Raw genomic sequence first — 15,011 nt, 5'->3', positions numbered from 1 at the left:
AAGCCCCGGGCAGATGGATGGCCGGCAGAAAAAGAGAAGGCGTACGCAGAAGAGAAAGATGTACACAGAAGAGAAATCCGGAGAGACAGCGGTTTCTTAGAGAGGAGAGAGGGCTGTGCTTGCAGTTGTAACGGGAGGAAGCGGAAGCGGAAAGTCGGAATATGCGGAAGGGCTGGCCCTTCAGGCGGAGCCGGGGAGAAAGCTGTACCTGGCCACTATGATGGTCTGGGATGAGGAGGGAAGAGAGAGAGTCAGACGCCACCGCCGGATGCGGGAGGGAAAGCAGTTCAGAACGGAAGAGGTATTCTCGGATCTGGAACAGTTTGAGCTTCCTGACGGATGGGAGAAGGGGGAGGCGACGATTCTTTTAGAGTGCATGTCCAACCTGGTCTGCAACGAGTTTTACAGGCAGGAGGAGGGGGCTTTTGTGAGGATCACAAGAGGGCTCGAACATCTGCTGGATCTTTCCCGGAATCTCATTGTGGTGACAAATGAAATCTGCTCGGACGGGCGTTTTTACGGAGAGGAGACGGAGCGGTACAGGCGGCTTCTGGGAGAGGTGAACTGCTTTCTGGCCGGGCAGGCGCAGACAGTGACAGAGGTGGTGTACGGACTCCCCATTCTGTGGAAGCAGGAAAATGGCGGCAGGAAAGGGCAGAGCGAAGGACAGAGGACAGGGCAGAAGGGAGGTGCGCCGGAATGAAAAATGAGAGGGGCAGAAGGCCGGCAGGAGGGCTTAAAGACCTGCTGGGAAGTTTCATAATTGCCTGGTCCATGTATTCGAGGGTTCCCATGCCTCAGATTCAGTGGACAAAGGAGCGGATGCGGTATACCATGTGCTTTTTTCCCCTGATCGGCGTTCTGATCGGAGGCTTAATCGGGGCGTTTTTTTATCTGTCAGAGGGGCTGGGAGCGGGAACCTTGTGGACAGCCCTGACCGGTACGGCGCTGCCGCTTTTTATGACAGGGGGAATCCATATGGATGGATTTCTGGATACGACGGATGCCAGAAGATCCTTTCTGCCGAAGGAAAAAAAGCTGGAAATTTTAAAGGATCCCAGGGCAGGAGCCTTCGCCGTTATCGGCTGCGGCACCTACCTGCTCTTTTACGCGGCCCTGTTTTCAGAGCTGGATCAGAGAAGCGTTCTCTTATTTTCCGGTGCATTTCTGACGGAGCGGGCGCTGAGCGGAATGTCAGTTGTGTCCTTTCCCATGGCGAAGAAGGACGGGCTGGCGGCCTCCTTTTCCCAGGTGGCTCTGAAACGGACGGTCAGGCTGCTGATGGCACTTTACCTGATGGCGGGGGCCGCCTATTTTCTCGCCATGGGAAAAGTGCTCTTTGGAAGCATTCTGCCGGGCTGGCTGTGTATTCTGGCAGCAGGGGCCGTGTTCGCCTGGTATTACAGGATGGCCTGCAGGGAATTTGGCGGAATCACCGGGGATCTGGCGGGATATTTCCTGCAGGTCTGCGAGCTTTTTCTGCTGGCCGTGTGCGTCCTGTGCGGGTGGCTTTATCCTGCGTAGGACAGATGGAAAGGAAGGAGAGGAGGATGAGCAGTGATTTTGATTGTCGGCGGAAGCCATCAGGGAAAAAGCAGGGCGGCCCTCAGACATTTTAACCGGGTAAACGGGATGGAGAGCAGTTCTGTGCTGGATGGAAGGATGATGGAGGAGAGAGGCTTCGGCGGCGTGGAGGAGCTTTATGAGGCCCTCCTCTCTGCCGATGTGATTCTGCATTTGGAAAAGCTGTTTGAGTATCTCATGAGAGAAACTGAAAATCCGGAGGATTTCGGCAGCGCCTTTCTTTTGCAGATGGAAGCGCGGGAGAAGGCAGAGGGAAGGGATAGGGTTCTGACGGCTGATGAAATTGGCTGCGGGATTGTGCCTCTGGACCCGTTTGAGAGGGATTACAGAGAGCGGGAGGGGCGCTTCTGCCAGAGGGCTGCGGCCCAGGCCAGGGAGGTTTACCGGATTCTCTGCGGGCTGGAGATGCGGCTGAAATAAGTAAGGGAAGCACCAGCCGGGAAGATGACAGACGGGAGGACAAAAGAATTGACACAAGAAATGACAAGTTACGCTGCGGCCGCTTTGGCTGGTTTTCTGCTGGATTTTCTCTTCGGAGATCCCCATTCGATGCCTCATCCGGTCAGGGCGCTGGGCTCTCTCATCGGATGGATGGAGGGATGGCTTCGCAGAATCTTTCCGGAGGGAAAGAGAGGAGAGCTCATAGGCGGAAGTATTCTTGCCGGAGGGGTTGTCCTGGTGACCGGGGGAGTGAGTCTGACCCTTCTTCGGGCGGCCCGCTTTCTTTTTGGGCCGGGGGGAGAGTTCCTCTGCGGGGCCGTCATGTGCTACTACCTTCTCGCTGCCAGATCCCTGCGTGACGAGAGTATGAAGGTCTGCGATTCTCTGAGGAAGGGAGATATACAGGAGGCCCGGCGGAATGTGTCCATGATCGTCGGGCGTGATACAGCCGGCCTTGACGGGGAGGGAATTGCGAAGGCGGCAGTGGAAACTGTGGCTGAGAATACCTCGGACGGGGTAATCGCGCCTCTGTTCTATCTGTTTCTGGGAGGCCCGGTCCTTGGATGGATGTACAAGGCCGTCAATACCATGGATTCTATGGTGGGATACAGAAATGAGAGGTATCTGTATTTCGGCAGGGCTGCGGCAAGGCTCGACGATCTGGCAAACCTGATCCCGGCGAGACTTTCGGCGCTTCTGATGATTGGCGCCTCCTTTCTTCTCGGGATGGACGGGAAGGGGGCGGCGAGGATCTGGCTCCGTGATCGGAGAAACCACAAAAGCCCCAATTCCGCCCAGACAGAGGCCGTCTGCGCCGGCGCCCTGGGGGTGCGTCTGGCAGGACCTGCCTGGTACTTTGGGAGACGTTTCGAAAAACCCTTTATCGGGGATGAGAAGAGGAAGGTAGAGTGGGAGGATATCAAAAGGGCAAACAGGCTGATGTATGGAACTGCAGTTATGATGGCAGCAGCAGGGGCTGCGGCCGCATTCTGGCTTGGGAGATAGGAAAAGAGGGGAAAGGCGCGAAGGGGCGAAACAGACAGAAAAAGACTGGAAGAAAAAGACTGATAGAAACAGGCTGAAAGAAACAGGAGGAATCATACATGGTTTATTCTCACGGCGGTGACATTTACGGCTCAGAGCACATCCGAATCGATTTTTCTGTAAACACCAATCCGCTGGGCACACCGCGGGAGGTCATAGAGGCGGTGGCGTCCAGCAGGGAGGAAATTCTTCTCTATCCGGACAGCCAGTGCAGAGGCCTCAGGAAAGCTCTGGCGGCCTTCCACGGCCTTCCCGAGGACTGGATTCTCTGCGGAAACGGGGCGGCCGATTTGATTTTCGGCCTTGCCGAGGCTCTAAGGCCCCGCCGGGCCGTTCTGTTTGCCCCCTGCTTTTCCGAGTATGAGGCTGCTCTTTCCCTGAAGGGCTGTGAGATCATCCAGATTCCCCTGCGGCCTGAGGAAAACTGGCTTCCTGATGCCCGCTGCCTTGAGAGGAAACTGGAGAGAGTCGGCGGCGCCGACCTGGTTTTTCTGGGAAATCCCAACAATCCTACGGGAATGGCCCTCTCGTCAGAGGAGCTGGAAGTCTTTGCCGGAATCTGCCGGAACCATCATGCTCTCCTTGCAGTGGATGAGTGCTTTAACGGCTTTCTGGAAAGGCCGGAAGGATTTACCATGGCGGGAAAGCTTGGCCGGTACAGAAACCTGTTTCTTCTGAACGCTTTTACAAAGACGTACGGGATGGCCGGGCTCAGGCTGGGCTATGCCATGTGCGCAGATACGGGATTGCTGGAACGCCTTGCAGCTGTCAGACAGCCCTGGAGCGTGTCGGGAATTGCCCAGAAAGCCGGAATTGCCGCCCTCTCCCGTAGGGACTTTCTGGAACAGGCCAGAGAGCTGATCGCTCGGGAGCGGAAATTTTTAAGTGACGGGCTTTCACGTCTCGGCTTTCGTGTCTGGCCTTCCATGGCCAACTATCTTCTGTTCTCTGTGGGGCAGAAGGGAAAGGAACTATCCGGCCAGGAGGATTTAAAGAAATTCCTCTCCGGGAGAGGCATCCTGATCCGCTCCTGCGCCAGCTACCGGGGGCTGGATGACTCCTTTTTCCGGGTGGCAGTGAAGCGCCGTGAGGAAAATAAGGAGCTTCTCAGTCAGATGGAAGAGTGGGCGAGAAAAAACTTCAGCTCCGGCAGCGAGGTTTAAGAGAGTGCCGGTGAAGGAGAGGATGAGACAGCAGCAAAAACCCGATCTGGCTGCATACTGTATACAGGAAAGGAGAACGAAATGGCAAAACCAATCATGATCCAGGGGACCATGTCAAACGCTGGAAAAAGCCTGATTGCCGCCGGCCTCTGCCGCATATTCCGGCAGGACGGCTACCGTGTGGCTCCCTTTAAATCCCAGAATATGGCTCTCAATTCTTTTATCACAGAGGAGGGTTTAGAGATCGGACGGGCCCAGGCAGTGCAGGCCCAGGCAGCGGGAATCTCCCCCCGCGCGGCCATGAACCCGATCCTCTTAAAACCCTCCAGCGACACCGGCTCCCAGGTGATCGTCATGGGGGAGCCGGTGGGAACCATGCCGGCCAGAGAGTATTTCAGATACAAAAAAACACTTCTTCCGGTGATCCGAAATGCCTATGAATCTCTCTCGAAGGACTACGATATTATTGTGATCGAGGGGGCCGGAAGTCCTGCGGAGATTAACCTGAAGCAGGATGACATCGTCAATATGGGGATTGCCAGGATGGCGAAGGCTCCTGTCCTTCTGGCCGGCGATATAGACAGGGGAGGCGTGTTCGCCCAGCTCTACGGCACCGTGATGCTCCTGGAAGAGGAGGAGAGAAGGTACATAAAGGGACTTCTGATCAATAAATTCCGCGGAGATCGGACGATCCTGGAGCCGGGGGCAGAGATGATTGAGAAACTCTGCGGGATTCCGGTGACAGGGATTATCCCTTATATTCAGGCAGATATTGAGGACGAGGACAGTCTGAGCGCCCGCCTGAATGCCCGGGAAAAGGATGAGGGAGCCGCCCTGGACATTGCCGTGATCCGGTTCCCCCGTCTTTCCAACTTCACGGATTTTCAGGCGTTTTCCTGCCTGCCCGGCGTATCTGTCCGGTACGTGGAGAAAATGTCAGAGCTGTCTGCTCCGGATCTGATTATCCTTCCGGGAACGAAAAATACCATAGAGGATCTGCTGTGGATGCGCCAGAACGGTCTGGAGGCCGCCGTGCTGAAAGCTGCCTCGTCAGGGGTTCCTGTGTTTGGGATCTGCGGAGGCTACCAGATGATGGGGCGCAGTCTGACAGATGAGAAGGGCACAGAGGCAGGGGCCCCGGGAGTGTCTGTGCGGGGAATGGGGCTCCTTGAGACAGCCACAGAATTTGAGAAGGAGAAGATGAGAACCCGGGTGACAGGCCGTTTCGGCGCCCTTCCCGGCATCTTTTCCGCCCTCTCGGGAAGAGAGTTTTCCGGCTATGAGATCCATATGGGAAGGACCAGGCTCCTTGAGGGAGGACGCCCCCTCTCTGTCCTCCGGGAAAACCAGGAGGGAGGAGAGACGGGAGAGAAGCCCGACGGCTGCGTCCTGACAGATGAAGGAGGTTCCCTGCAGGCCTGCGGCACATACGTCCACGGCATCTTCGACGAGCCCGGCACGGCCGCTGTTCTGGCAGAAGCCCTTCTTTCTGAAAAGGGAATAAGCCTTAAGGATGCAGCAGACTTTGATTACAGAGCCTACCGGGAAAAGCAGTTTGACCTGCTGGCCGACGGGCTGAGAAAAAGCCTTGATATGGACGAGATTTACAGGATTCTCAGACAGGGAATCTGAGAGGAGGATCTGAAAAAGAGTTTGGAAGAAGGATCTGAAAAAGGAATCTGGGAGAGAAATCTGAAAAGGAACCTGAGAGGAGAATCTAAAAAGGAATCTGAGCAGAAACTCCAGGCAGAAAGAGACGGAGTATAAGACAAAAACAGGAACGAAAACAAAGCAGGAAGAAAAACTAAATAGGAAGAAAAACTAAATCAGGAACAAAAAAACAGAGGGATGCGGTGAGAAGGATGGAAAGAAGGATACAGTTAGAGCAGGTGCTGCCTGAAAAGATAGAGGACAGGAGCTTTGAGATTATCTCCGAGGAGCTTATGGAACGGTTCCCGGGCAGGACGTTCAGGCCCGAGGAAGAGCCGGTGATCAAGCGGGTGATCCACACAACCGCAGATTTTGACTATGCGGACAATCTGGTATTTTCAGAAGGGGCGGTGAAAAAGGCTCTGGAGGCTTTGAGAGAGGGGGCTGTCATTGTGACAGACACCAATATGGGACGGGCCGGGATCAATAAAAGGAGCCTGGAGCGCCTTGGTTCTGAGGTACTCTGCTTTATGGCAGATGAGGACGTGGCAGAGACAGCGAAACAGCAGGGCACCACCCGGGCGGCAGCCAGTATGGATAAGGCGGCCTCTCTCGGAAGAGACTGCATCTTTGCAGTGGGAAATGCCCCCACAGCCCTGGTGCGCCTCTATGAGCTGATCCGGGAAGGGAGACTTGCGCCCAGACTCATCATCGGAGTACCGGTGGGCTTTGTCAATGTGGTTTCGTCCAAGGAGCTGATTTTATCCCTTCAGGATACCCCCTATATTGTGGCTAGGGGAAGAAAAGGCGGAAGCAACGTGGCAGCTGCCATCTGCAATGCGCTGATCTACCAGCTTGCGAGAGAGCGGTAGAAAGGCAGCTTCCGCAAATCTTCAAGGGGAAAGAACATAAGATCTGACAGAGGCTCCCGCCCCGGGACAGTCCGGGAAGCGGGAGCCTCTGTCTGCGCCAGGCGGCAGAAGAGCCGCCTGGCTGCCGCCCTGCAGGACGGCGTCAGAAAAACGGAAACTAGCAGCAGAAGCCGCCGCCGTTGTTTCCGCCGCCGCAGCAGCAGCACAGCAGGATGATCCAGATCAGCCATTCACATCCGCCGCCGCCAAATCCGCAGGAGCATCCGCCGCCGCAGCCATTATGTTCACAAAAGCCTCCGCCGAAGCCGCAGCCGCCGCAGCAAATCAGAATGAGAATCAGGAAAATGAGGTTGCTTCCTCCTCCTGTAGTCTCACATCCGCATCCGCAGTTAGTTGCTGATAAATCGCTCATATTTAAGTTCCTCCGACATTTTCTTTACACTCCATCTTATGCCGCCCTGCTTGCCACAGTTTCCATCAAAACGAAAAATTAATGGCAAATTGATTGAACCGCCGGAAAATCTGTGTATAATTATAATAATCGGAACCGCACAGGTTCATGGACAGGAGGAAGGACAGAAGAGATGGAGAAATTATTTTACGAGGAGCCGTACCGAAGGGAATTTACAGCCAGGGTGACGGCCTGCGTCTCCGGGAAAAAGGGATTTGAGGTAGAGCTTGACAGAACCTGCTTTTATCCGGAGGGAGGCGGGCAGCCGGCTGACACGGGAGTGCTGGGAACAGCCAGGGTTTTGGATGTCCACGAAAAGGACGGGACTGTGATTCACTATACAGACAGGGAGCTTTCGGTGGGGGAAGAGGTTACAGGGAGGATCGACTGGGAGGCGCGCTTTTCCAATATGCAGCAGCATTCCGGCGAGCATATCGTTTCCGGGCTGATTCACAGCGTCTATGGATATGACAATGTGGGCTTTCACATGGGCAGGGAGGAGATGACCATTGATCTGAACGGCCCCATGAGCTGGGAGGAGCTGATGGAAATTGAGGAGAAGGCCAACCGGGCAATCTGGGCCAATATTCCTCTCAAAATTACATATCCTTCCGAGGAGGAGCTTGAAAAGCTTGATTACAGGAGCAAGAAGGAGCTCTCAGGCCAGGTGCGCATTGTGGAGGTTCCCGGCGTGGACACCTGTGCCTGCTGCGGTACCCATGTGGCGTATACCGGGGAAATCGGAGTTATCAAGTTTCTCTCTCTGATGAACTATAAAGGAGGAGTCCGCATTTCCATGCTCTGCGGTCAGAAGGCGCTGAAGGCCTGCGACAGAAAAACGGAGCAGGTTTCCGCTGTTTCTGTCCTGCTTTCTGCAAAGCCGGAGGAAATTGTGGAGGCGGTGAAGCGGCAGAGGGACGAGCTCTCAGAGGAGAAGGCGAGAACGGTGGCCCTGACCAGACAGCTGATGGAGCTTAAGACTGCTTCCTATCCGGAGTCAGATGGGATTCTCCTGGTCTTTGAGAAGGATTATACACCTGTAGAAGTGAGACAGTTCTGCAACCTGCTCATGGAAGCGAAAAGGGGACAGGTGACAGCTGTGTTCGGAGGACAGAGTGGAAGCTTTTCCTACACTCTTGCAAGCCCTGTCCATGATATGAGAACCCTTGGCCGGGAACTGAATCAGTCCCTGAACGGCAGGGGAGGCGGAAGCGAGCGCATGGTTCAGGGCAGTGTGAGCGCTTCCGGAGAAGAAGTGAGAAACTGGTTTGCAGCCCTGAGGGAGAGAGGAATATAAGACAGATATGGAATTGAACAAAGATAACATGAAAAAGATCATGCTTCTGATTCTGTACACCATCGTGATTCTGGCTCTGGCCTTTCGCATGGAATATGTGTTCGGCTTTCTGCGGGGAGGCCTGAGGCTTATGTTTCCCTTCCTTCTGGGGGCGGCTATTGCGTTTATTCTCAATGTGCCCATGCGCTTTATCGAGAAAAATATTCTGGGCGGCTTGCTGAGAATGAAGGAGACAAGCAGGGCAAAAAGGCCGCTCAGCCTTCTGTTAGCCATCCTGTTTGTGCTGGTGATTGTGGCAGTTGTGAGCCTTGTGGTGATACCGGAGCTGACAGGGACGCTGCTTGGCTTAAAACGCCTGGTGCCGGCCTTCTTTGAGAATATGCAGATCCAGGCGGAGGCCATGTTTGCCAGATATCCGGAGATCGTGGAGTTTATCAACAGCATCGAGATTGACTGGAAAACTCTGATGGAGGAGACAGCCTCCTTCATCACTTCAGGAGCGGGGAACCTCCTATCGTCCACTGTGACGGCTGCCGTGTCCATCGCCAGCGGACTTACCACCTTCAGTATTTCCTTTATCTTTTCTCTGTACATTCTGCTTCAGAAGGAAACCCTGTCCCGCCAGTTTAAACAGCTGTGCTATGCCTACTTCCCCGAGTCTGCTGTGGATAAGGGACTTGGCGTCCTCAGAATGACGGAACGGATCTTTTCGAAATTTCTGACAGGTCAGTGTACAGAGGCGGTGATTCTGGGAACCATGTTTTTTGTGACGCTGACCATTCTGCGTCTGCCGTTTGCACTGCTTATTGGAGTTCTGATTGCCTTCACGGCCCTGATTCCGATTTTTGGAGCCTTTATCGGCTGCGCTGTGGGAATTTTCCTGATGCTGATGGTCAGCCCCGTGCAGGCAATCTGGTTTACGATTATCTTTCTGGTGCTTCAGCAGATTGAAGGCAACCTGATCTATCCCCATGTGGTGGGAAGCTCTGTGGGCCTTCCGTCCATCTGGGTGCTGGTAGCCGTTTCCCTGGGCGGAAGTATGATGGGAATTGTCGGAATGCTGATCTTTATTCCGCTCTGTTCCGTAGGCTATACACTGTTAAAGGAAGATGTGGGAATTCAGCTTGCCGGGCGGAATGTGAAGGCGGATAAATATTTGAAGCGTTTTTCAGAGCGCGAAGCGGGAGCGAAAATGAGCGGCTCCGGAAAAAAAGCAGAAAAGACGGAAAATAAGAAAGAAAAGGAAACGGAAAAAGACTGAGAAAGGTATGGAACAAAAAAAGCCACTGAAGAGGATATGACTTGGAATCCTCTTCAGTGGCTTTTCCCGCTGCAGCCGTCCTGTCAGCCTACTCTCCCTGATACATGAACTTGAGCAGCCGGTCGACGTCCTCCCTCTCATAGGCGATCAGATCCAGCTCCTTGATATAGCCGTTGGAGAACACGCTGGCCAGTGAGAGGTACTGTGCCAGCTTGGATTTCAGATTGATGCGGTCACCTTCCGGAGATACAAGCTCCACGCGGCCCCTGCATTCGTCGATAACACTGAAAAATTTCTCTACATTGTCAATATTCTGAAGCTTCATAAAAGAATCCTCCTGAAAAATCTGTCTGATTTGTCTGTTTCATTTTATCAGACAGTATTATACAGGAAAAAGCAGGGAACTGCAATTATGAGAACTGCCGAAAGAAGCGAAAAAAACGGCATGGTCTCTGTTCAGACTGCAGCGTGCTGGCTTCTACTGATCGAAATCTGCGTGAAAAACGCCGTCCCCGGCGGTGATGTGGACATAGGAGAGATTAAATTCCTCGTCCATCACATCCACCTTGTACTCAAAAATGTCTCCGTTGTCCTTTTTCGACAGAAAAAGATAGGAGCCATTTTCCTTATCCTCAATCTCATCGCAGATCTCATCGTAAAGCGCTTCTCCGTCCAGCGGGCCTTGGTATCCGGCGGCTCTGATTTTATCCTCGATCGCTTTGAAAAATTCTTCCATGGGATTCTCCCTTCTGTGTTTTGTAAATGCTGCCTTTGCGGCTGTATACCTGCGCCAGCCGTCTTTTTCAGTATAGCGTGACTTTCAGATGCCGTCAATCACAGGACGAATGTATTTGAAAGTTTTCCGGTTTTGTGTATAATAGGATAAATGTGCAGAGTCAGAAGGACAGGCTGGGAAGGAGAGAAATCGTGGCATATTTTCCGCTTTTTTTTGAACTGGAAGAAAAATGGGTACTTGTGGTTGGCGCAGGCTCTGTGGCATCCAGGAGAATTCGCGTGCTTCTGGAATTCGGAGCCAGGGTGGCGGCTGTGGCACCGGAGAGCAGCTTTCTGGAAGGGGCGGCCGGGGAGAAGGACAAAAGGCTGCTGGTACTGGATTCAGTGCCGGAGGAAGGGTTCCAGACGCCGCCGGGAGCTGATTCTGTCCGTCTGTACTGGCTTAGGGGAACGTATGAGATGTTTCGGGAAAGGCTGTTCTCTCCATCCTCCCCCTCATTTTTTCTGGTAATCGCCGCTTCGGGCGCAGAGAAAACGGATAGCCTGGCAGCCTGCGACGGGAGAACGAAAGGAGCATTTGTCAATGTGGCCTCTGACCGTCTCCAGTCAGACTTCTACTTCCCGGGAATAGCACAGGCAGGCTCGGTGACGGCAGGCATTACGGCCGGAGGAAGGGATCACCGCCTGGCCAGACAGGCCTCGGAGGCGGTGAGGGAGCTGTTTGCTCAAAAGGAGAAGGACTGGGAAAGAGAGAACTCTGGTCAGAAGAATGCAGGGAGGGAAAACTGTCTCGGAAATCTCAAAGCAGAGCGGAGGAAGGATCAGGACAGAGGAAAAACGAGAAAAGGAGAGCGCTTGGATGAATAAAAAGGTGAGAGTCGGAAGCCGTGACAGCCTTCTGGCAGTCAGGCAGGCGGAGCTTGTGATGGAGGCGGTCAGAAAGGCCTCTCCTGAGACAGAGCTTACGCTGGTTACGATGAAAACAACGGGGGACAGGATTCTGAACCAGTCTCTGGACAAGATAGGCGGAAAGGGGCTGTTTGTGAAGGAGCTTGATCTGGCGCTTATGGAAGGACGCAGCGATCTCTCCGTGCACAGTCTTAAGGATATGCCCATGGAGATTCCCGAAGAACTGCCGATTCTGGCCTACTCTCCCAGAGAGGACAACAGGGATGTACTGGTCTTGAGAGAGGGACTGTCAGAGCTTCCCGCTCATCCGGTGATAGGTACGGGAAGCGCCAGAAGGAAAATCCAGGCAGCCAGAATTTACCCGGATGCAGAGTTTAAAGGGATTCGCGGAAATATTCACACACGGCTTCGCAAACTGGACTCAGGGGAATATGACGCCTTGATACTGGCGGCGGCCGGGATGATCCGGATGGGACTTCAGGACAGAATCAGCCGGTATTTTTCCGTGGAGGAGATCATCCCGCCGGCAGGGCAGGGAATCATGGCTGTCCAGGGGAGAAAAGATGACAGTTATCCCTTCCTTATTAAAATAAATTCACCAAAGTCCCAGGCCATGGCCGAGGCAGAGCGCAGCTTCGTGAAAACCCTTGACGGAGGATGCAGTTCGCCTATAGCGGCCTGTGCCCTCATAGAAGGGGACAGACTGAAGCTGAGAGGTCTTTACTTTGAAGAAAAAAGCGGCCGCTGGGTTGTGGGAAGTCTGGAAGGCAGCGTTCAGGGGCCGGCAGAGCTGGGCCGCAGCCTGGCGCTCAGGCTCAAATCTGAAATAGAACAGGAAAAAGTGTGAACTGTGTGAGCTAAAAGTGTGAGCGGAAGAAAAATACAGATGAAGGAAAGTTCAAAAAGAGAGAGGACAGAGAGGAACAGGGATAGATGAATATGCAGGAAAAAGGACAGGACGAAAGGCAGTCCGAGAGAACGGTAAACCGTGGAAAGGTATGGCTGGTAGGAGCCGGGCCAGGCGACGCAGGACTCCTGACCCTCAGAGGCAGGGAGGTTCTGGAAAAGGCCCAGTCGGTTGTCTATGACGCCCTGGTAGGGGACGGGATTCTCGGATGGATTCCCGAGGGGGCAGAACAGATTTATGTGGGAAAGCGGGGAGGCTCTCACACGAAATCTCAGGAGGAGATCAACCAAATTCTGGTGGAGGAAGCTGAAAAAGGGCGCAGAGTCGTCCGGCTGAAGGGGGGAGATCCCTTTGTGTTCGGCAGAGGAAGCGAGGAGGCGCTGGTTCTGCAGGAACACGGAATTCCCTTTGAGGTGGTCTGCGGGGTCACCTCCGCCGTTGCCGTGCCGGCCGCCTGCGGTATCCCGGTAACCCACCGGGGGATGGCTCCTTCCTTTCACGTGATAACAGGCCACAGAAAAAATGGAGAGCCGGCCCATATGGATTACAGTGCCCTGGCCCGCGAAGGGGGAACTCTCATTTTTCTTATGGGAGTCACCTCAGCGGAGACGATCTGCCGGGGACTCATCGAGGGAGGAATGGACAGACACACCCCTGCCGCTCTTCTGGAAAAAGGCACCACGGCCGGGCAGAGGAGGGTGCTCTCGACTCTGGAAAGGCTGTGGGAGGATGGAAAAAGCCAGAATATCAAGCCGCCTGCCATTATTGTGGTGGGAGAAGTGTGCAGCCTCTCCGAGAGCCTGCAGTGGATGGAGGAAAAACCTCTGTTTGGCGCGAAGATACTGGTGACGCGCCCGAAAAGACGTTCCGCCGGGATGGCCGGCAGGCTGAGGGAGGCAGGGGCGGAGGTTGTGGAGCTTCCGGCGGCAGAGCCGAGGCTTCTGGAGGATACCTCTTTCCTTGACCGTACTCTGGAAAGACTGGCGGACTTTAAATGGGCAGTTTTTACAAGTCCCAGCGGAGTGGAACTGTTTTTTGAGTATCTGAGAAGAGAGAAAAAGGACATCCGCCTCCTGATGGGGCTTAAATTTGCCGTAATCGGAGCGGGAACGGCAAAGGCCCTCTGCAGGTACGGATTTTATGCAGACTACATGCCGGAGAACTTTTATGCGAAGGAACTGGGCAGAGGGCTTGCAGAAACTATCCTCCATGAGATGAAAGAGGAGGAGAAAAGGGGAGAAAATGGCAGAGGAGGGGCCGGATGCGGAAAACCTGTGAAGGTTCTTCTGTTGCGGGCCCAGAAAGCGTCGCCTGCTCTCTGTGAGGAGCTTGCCAGGGCAGAAATTCCATTTGAGGACGCGGTGCTTTACCGCACGGAATTTCCAGCCCCGTCTATGCAGGCGGAGAGGGTAAAGATCCTGCTGGAGAAAAAAGCCTTTGACTACGTTACCTTCACAAGTGAGTCCACTGTGAAGGGCTTTCTTGAACTTCTCTCCCCCACCGATGAGGAGCTCTGCGGCTTTACTGCTGTCTGCATCGGAGAGATGACTGAGAAAGCGGCGAGGGAGGCCGGAATGAGGACAGTGACCTCAGAGGTCCCGTCTATGGACAGCATGGCGGAGTGCATGATAAGCCTGCAAAGCGTCAGGGCATAGGCGTCCCGGGAGTCTGCTGCAGCCCGTCACAGCCCTGTGAGCTGCTTCGTATCTGCACAAGAGCGCTTTTGATGTCGTCGAGAAGAGCTTTTGAGACTCTCAGCCCGCCGTAACCGGTTCCCATATGAATGTCCGGCTTTTTTGCTCCGTGAAAGTCAGAGCCGCCGGTGGGGAGGAGACGGAATCTGCGGCACAGTTCCCTGAGGCGCTGGCTCTGCTCCCTGGTGTGGGAAGAATAGTATACCTCCAGTCCGGCCAGACCTGCCTCTGTCAGCTGCCCTGCCAGAAGTTCGATTTCCTTCCAGGAGAGATGGTAGCGCATGGGATGGGCCAGAACAGGAAAGCCTCCTGACTGGAGAATGAGCTGCACCGCCTTTTCAGGGGAAACGGTCTCTTTTGGGGGACAGTATTTTCCGCCGGCTGCCAGATACCTTCGGAACGCCTGATCCGTGGTAGATACAATCCCCTTGGCAATGAGGGCGGAGGCGAAGTGAGCTCTGGTGATGACGGCGTCAGGATTTCCTCCTGTCAGCTCCTGGCGGGAGAGGTAAATATGGTCAGCTGCCAGCCTTTGCAGGATCTCGTCGTTTCTGCGCTCTCTGGCTGCCAGTACATCATTTAAAAACGCGCAGAGCGCGCCGCTTTTACAGTCTACGAACAGCCCCAGCATGTGAAGCTCCGTCTTTTTCTGTTCGTGTTCCCAGATACAGGAAAGCTCAGTTCCGGGAATAACCTCAGGAGAATAGAGGCCTTTGTCTGCGCGGATTCTGGCAGCCTCAAGAGCCGTAGCGACTCCGGCCACCGTGTCATGGTCGGTCAGCGCAACAGCAGAAAGACCGGCTTTGGCCGCGCAGTCCACCACTTCAGCCGGTGTCATAGTGCCGTCCGACGCACTGGAGTGTACATGAAGATCAATATATTCCTCAATATATTTCATAAAACAGATACCTCCGAAGAAATTTTTAACTGTATCAGGCAGAAATAAAAAGAATGTAATCCAGATGTAATGCTTCTGTAACATTCCTTAGTGAAATAGTACAAT

The 15,011-nt window shown here is 54.1% G+C and carries 16 protein-coding genes; 12 read left to right on the top strand and 4 right to left on the bottom strand.

Annotated elements, in window-relative coordinates; genetic code table 11:
• The first annotated feature begins 115 nt into the window (after positions 1 to 115).
• The 7 genes from LK436_RS11375 (at position 116) to LK436_RS11345 (ending at position 6,754) form a co-directional block, all read left to right on the top strand.
• On the top strand, positions 116 to 703 hold the full coding sequence (locus LK436_RS11375) for a bifunctional adenosylcobinamide kinase/adenosylcobinamide-phosphate guanylyltransferase (protein WP_008398489.1): 588 nt from the start codon (positions 116 to 118) through the stop codon (positions 701 to 703).
• Entirely contained in the window at positions 700 to 1,524 is an 825-nt protein-coding gene (locus LK436_RS11370; RefSeq protein ID WP_008398488.1) for an adenosylcobinamide-GDP ribazoletransferase, read from the top strand. Before LK436_RS11375 ends, LK436_RS11370 begins: the two co-directional genes overlap by 4 nt.
• A 33-nt stretch (positions 1,525 to 1,557) precedes the next feature.
• Positions 1,558 to 2,004 carry a bifunctional adenosylcobinamide kinase/adenosylcobinamide-phosphate guanylyltransferase gene (locus LK436_RS11365; RefSeq protein WP_008398486.1) on the top strand — a complete coding sequence of 149 codons (447 nt, stop codon included), beginning with the start codon at positions 1,558 to 1,560 and terminating at the stop codon, positions 2,002 to 2,004.
• A 60-nt stretch (positions 2,005 to 2,064) separates the two neighbouring features.
• Entirely contained in the window at positions 2,065 to 3,030 is a 966-nt protein-coding gene (gene cbiB / locus LK436_RS11360; RefSeq protein ID WP_044931549.1) for an adenosylcobinamide-phosphate synthase CbiB, read from the top strand.
• A 98-nt stretch (positions 3,031 to 3,128) separates the two neighbouring features.
• Positions 3,129 to 4,232, top strand: coding sequence for a pyridoxal phosphate-dependent aminotransferase (locus LK436_RS11355; protein ID WP_008398482.1), 1,104 nt, complete (start codon positions 3,129 to 3,131; stop codon positions 4,230 to 4,232).
• Positions 4,233 to 4,313: 81 nt separating this feature from the next.
• Positions 4,314 to 5,864, top strand: a complete 1,551-nt coding sequence (locus LK436_RS11350; RefSeq protein ID WP_008398480.1) for a cobyric acid synthase — start codon at positions 4,314 to 4,316, stop codon at positions 5,862 to 5,864.
• Positions 5,865 to 6,094: 230 nt separating this feature from the next.
• On the top strand, positions 6,095 to 6,754 hold the full coding sequence (locus tag LK436_RS11345; RefSeq protein ID WP_008398479.1) for a precorrin-8X methylmutase: 660 nt from the start codon (positions 6,095 to 6,097) through the stop codon (positions 6,752 to 6,754).
• A 157-nt stretch (positions 6,755 to 6,911) separates the two neighbouring features.
• Here the strand turns inward: LK436_RS11345 and LK436_RS11340 are convergent, their stop codons facing one another.
• Complete coding sequence (locus LK436_RS11340) at positions 6,912 to 7,166, bottom strand: hypothetical protein (RefSeq protein WP_008398477.1); 255 nt, start codon at positions 7,164 to 7,166, stop codon at positions 6,912 to 6,914.
• Between the two features lie 172 nt (positions 7,167 to 7,338).
• On the opposite strand from LK436_RS11340, the gene LK436_RS11335 reads away from it, so the two are divergent.
• Positions 7,339 to 8,502: an alanyl-tRNA editing protein gene (locus tag LK436_RS11335; RefSeq protein ID WP_008398475.1), complete on the top strand. Its 1,164-nt coding sequence runs from the start codon at positions 7,339 to 7,341 to the stop codon at positions 8,500 to 8,502.
• A gap of 7 nt (positions 8,503 to 8,509) precedes the next feature.
• Positions 8,510 to 9,763 carry an AI-2E family transporter gene (locus tag LK436_RS11330; RefSeq protein ID WP_008398474.1) on the top strand — a complete coding sequence of 418 codons (1,254 nt, stop codon included), beginning with the start codon at positions 8,510 to 8,512 and terminating at the stop codon, positions 9,761 to 9,763.
• Positions 9,764 to 9,851: 88 nt separating this feature from the next.
• Here LK436_RS11330 and LK436_RS11325 read toward each other — a convergent pair whose 3' ends face one another.
• Together LK436_RS11325 and LK436_RS11320 are read right to left on the bottom strand one after the other, a co-directional pair.
• Entirely contained in the window at positions 9,852 to 10,088 is a 237-nt protein-coding gene (locus tag LK436_RS11325) for a hypothetical protein (protein WP_008398473.1), read from the bottom strand.
• 153 nt (positions 10,089 to 10,241) lie between these two features.
• Positions 10,242 to 10,499: a hypothetical protein gene (locus LK436_RS11320; RefSeq protein WP_008398472.1), complete on the bottom strand. Its 258-nt coding sequence runs from the start codon at positions 10,497 to 10,499 to the stop codon at positions 10,242 to 10,244.
• Positions 10,500 to 10,690: 191 nt separating this feature from the next.
• On the opposite strand from LK436_RS11320, the gene LK436_RS11315 reads away from it, so the two are divergent.
• From LK436_RS11315 to cobA, 3 genes are all read left to right on the top strand, one after another.
• Positions 10,691 to 11,365, top strand: a complete 675-nt coding sequence (locus LK436_RS11315; protein WP_049932302.1) for a precorrin-2 dehydrogenase/sirohydrochlorin ferrochelatase family protein — start codon at positions 10,691 to 10,693, stop codon at positions 11,363 to 11,365.
• On the top strand, positions 11,358 to 12,254 hold the full coding sequence (hemC, locus tag LK436_RS11310) for a hydroxymethylbilane synthase (RefSeq protein WP_008398469.1): 897 nt from the start codon (positions 11,358 to 11,360) through the stop codon (positions 12,252 to 12,254). Before LK436_RS11315 ends, hemC begins: the two co-directional genes overlap by 8 nt.
• Before the next feature lie 86 nt (positions 12,255 to 12,340).
• On the top strand, positions 12,341 to 13,969 hold the full coding sequence (cobA, locus tag LK436_RS11305; RefSeq protein ID WP_008398468.1) for a uroporphyrinogen-III C-methyltransferase: 1,629 nt from the start codon (positions 12,341 to 12,343) through the stop codon (positions 13,967 to 13,969).
• Here the strand turns inward: cobA and LK436_RS11300 are convergent.
• A complete protein-coding gene (locus LK436_RS11300) occupies positions 13,959 to 14,906 on the bottom strand; it encodes a PHP domain-containing protein (RefSeq protein ID WP_044931546.1) in 948 nt (315 codons plus the stop codon). The genes cobA and LK436_RS11300 overlap by 11 nt on opposite strands.
• Positions 14,907 to 15,011 lie beyond the last annotated feature (105 nt).

This window comes from Clostridium sp. M62/1, assembly GCF_020736365.1.
GTDB lineage: Bacteria > Bacillota > Clostridia > Lachnospirales > Lachnospiraceae > Otoolea > Otoolea saccharolyticum_A.
Note: the sequence above shows the minus strand (reverse complement) of the source record. Positions and strands in the feature narration are given on the sequence as shown.

Bases quoted from the DNA above. Each gene is read 5' to 3' on its own strand.
- LK436_RS11345 (WP_008398479.1), top strand. From the start codon at position 6,095: ATGGAAAGAAGGATACAGTTAGAGCAGGTGCTGCCTGAAAAGATAGAG.
- LK436_RS11340 (WP_008398477.1), bottom strand. From the start codon at position 7,166: ATGAGCGATTTATCAGCAACTAACTGCGGATGCGGATGTGAGACTACA.
- LK436_RS11320 (WP_008398472.1), bottom strand. From the start codon at position 10,499: ATGGAAGAATTTTTCAAAGCGATCGAGGATAAAATCAGAGCCGCCGGA.
- LK436_RS11350 (WP_008398480.1), top strand. From the start codon at position 4,314: ATGGCAAAACCAATCATGATCCAGGGGACCATGTCAAACGCTGGAAAA.
- LK436_RS11330 (WP_008398474.1), top strand. From the start codon at position 8,510: ATGGAATTGAACAAAGATAACATGAAAAAGATCATGCTTCTGATTCTG.
- LK436_RS11300 (WP_044931546.1), bottom strand. From the start codon at position 14,906: ATGAAATATATTGAGGAATATATTGATCTTCATGTACACTCCAGTGCG.
- hemC (WP_008398469.1), top strand. From the start codon at position 11,358: ATGAATAAAAAGGTGAGAGTCGGAAGCCGTGACAGCCTTCTGGCAGTC.
- LK436_RS11370 (WP_008398488.1), top strand. From the start codon at position 700: ATGAAAAATGAGAGGGGCAGAAGGCCGGCAGGAGGGCTTAAAGACCTG.
- cbiB (WP_044931549.1), top strand. From the start codon at position 2,065: ATGACAAGTTACGCTGCGGCCGCTTTGGCTGGTTTTCTGCTGGATTTT.
- LK436_RS11325 (WP_008398473.1), bottom strand. From the start codon at position 10,088: ATGAAGCTTCAGAATATTGACAATGTAGAGAAATTTTTCAGTGTTATC.
- cobA (WP_008398468.1), top strand. From the start codon at position 12,341: ATGAATATGCAGGAAAAAGGACAGGACGAAAGGCAGTCCGAGAGAACG.
- LK436_RS11335 (WP_008398475.1), top strand. From the start codon at position 7,339: ATGGAGAAATTATTTTACGAGGAGCCGTACCGAAGGGAATTTACAGCC.
- LK436_RS11355 (WP_008398482.1), top strand. From the start codon at position 3,129: ATGGTTTATTCTCACGGCGGTGACATTTACGGCTCAGAGCACATCCGA.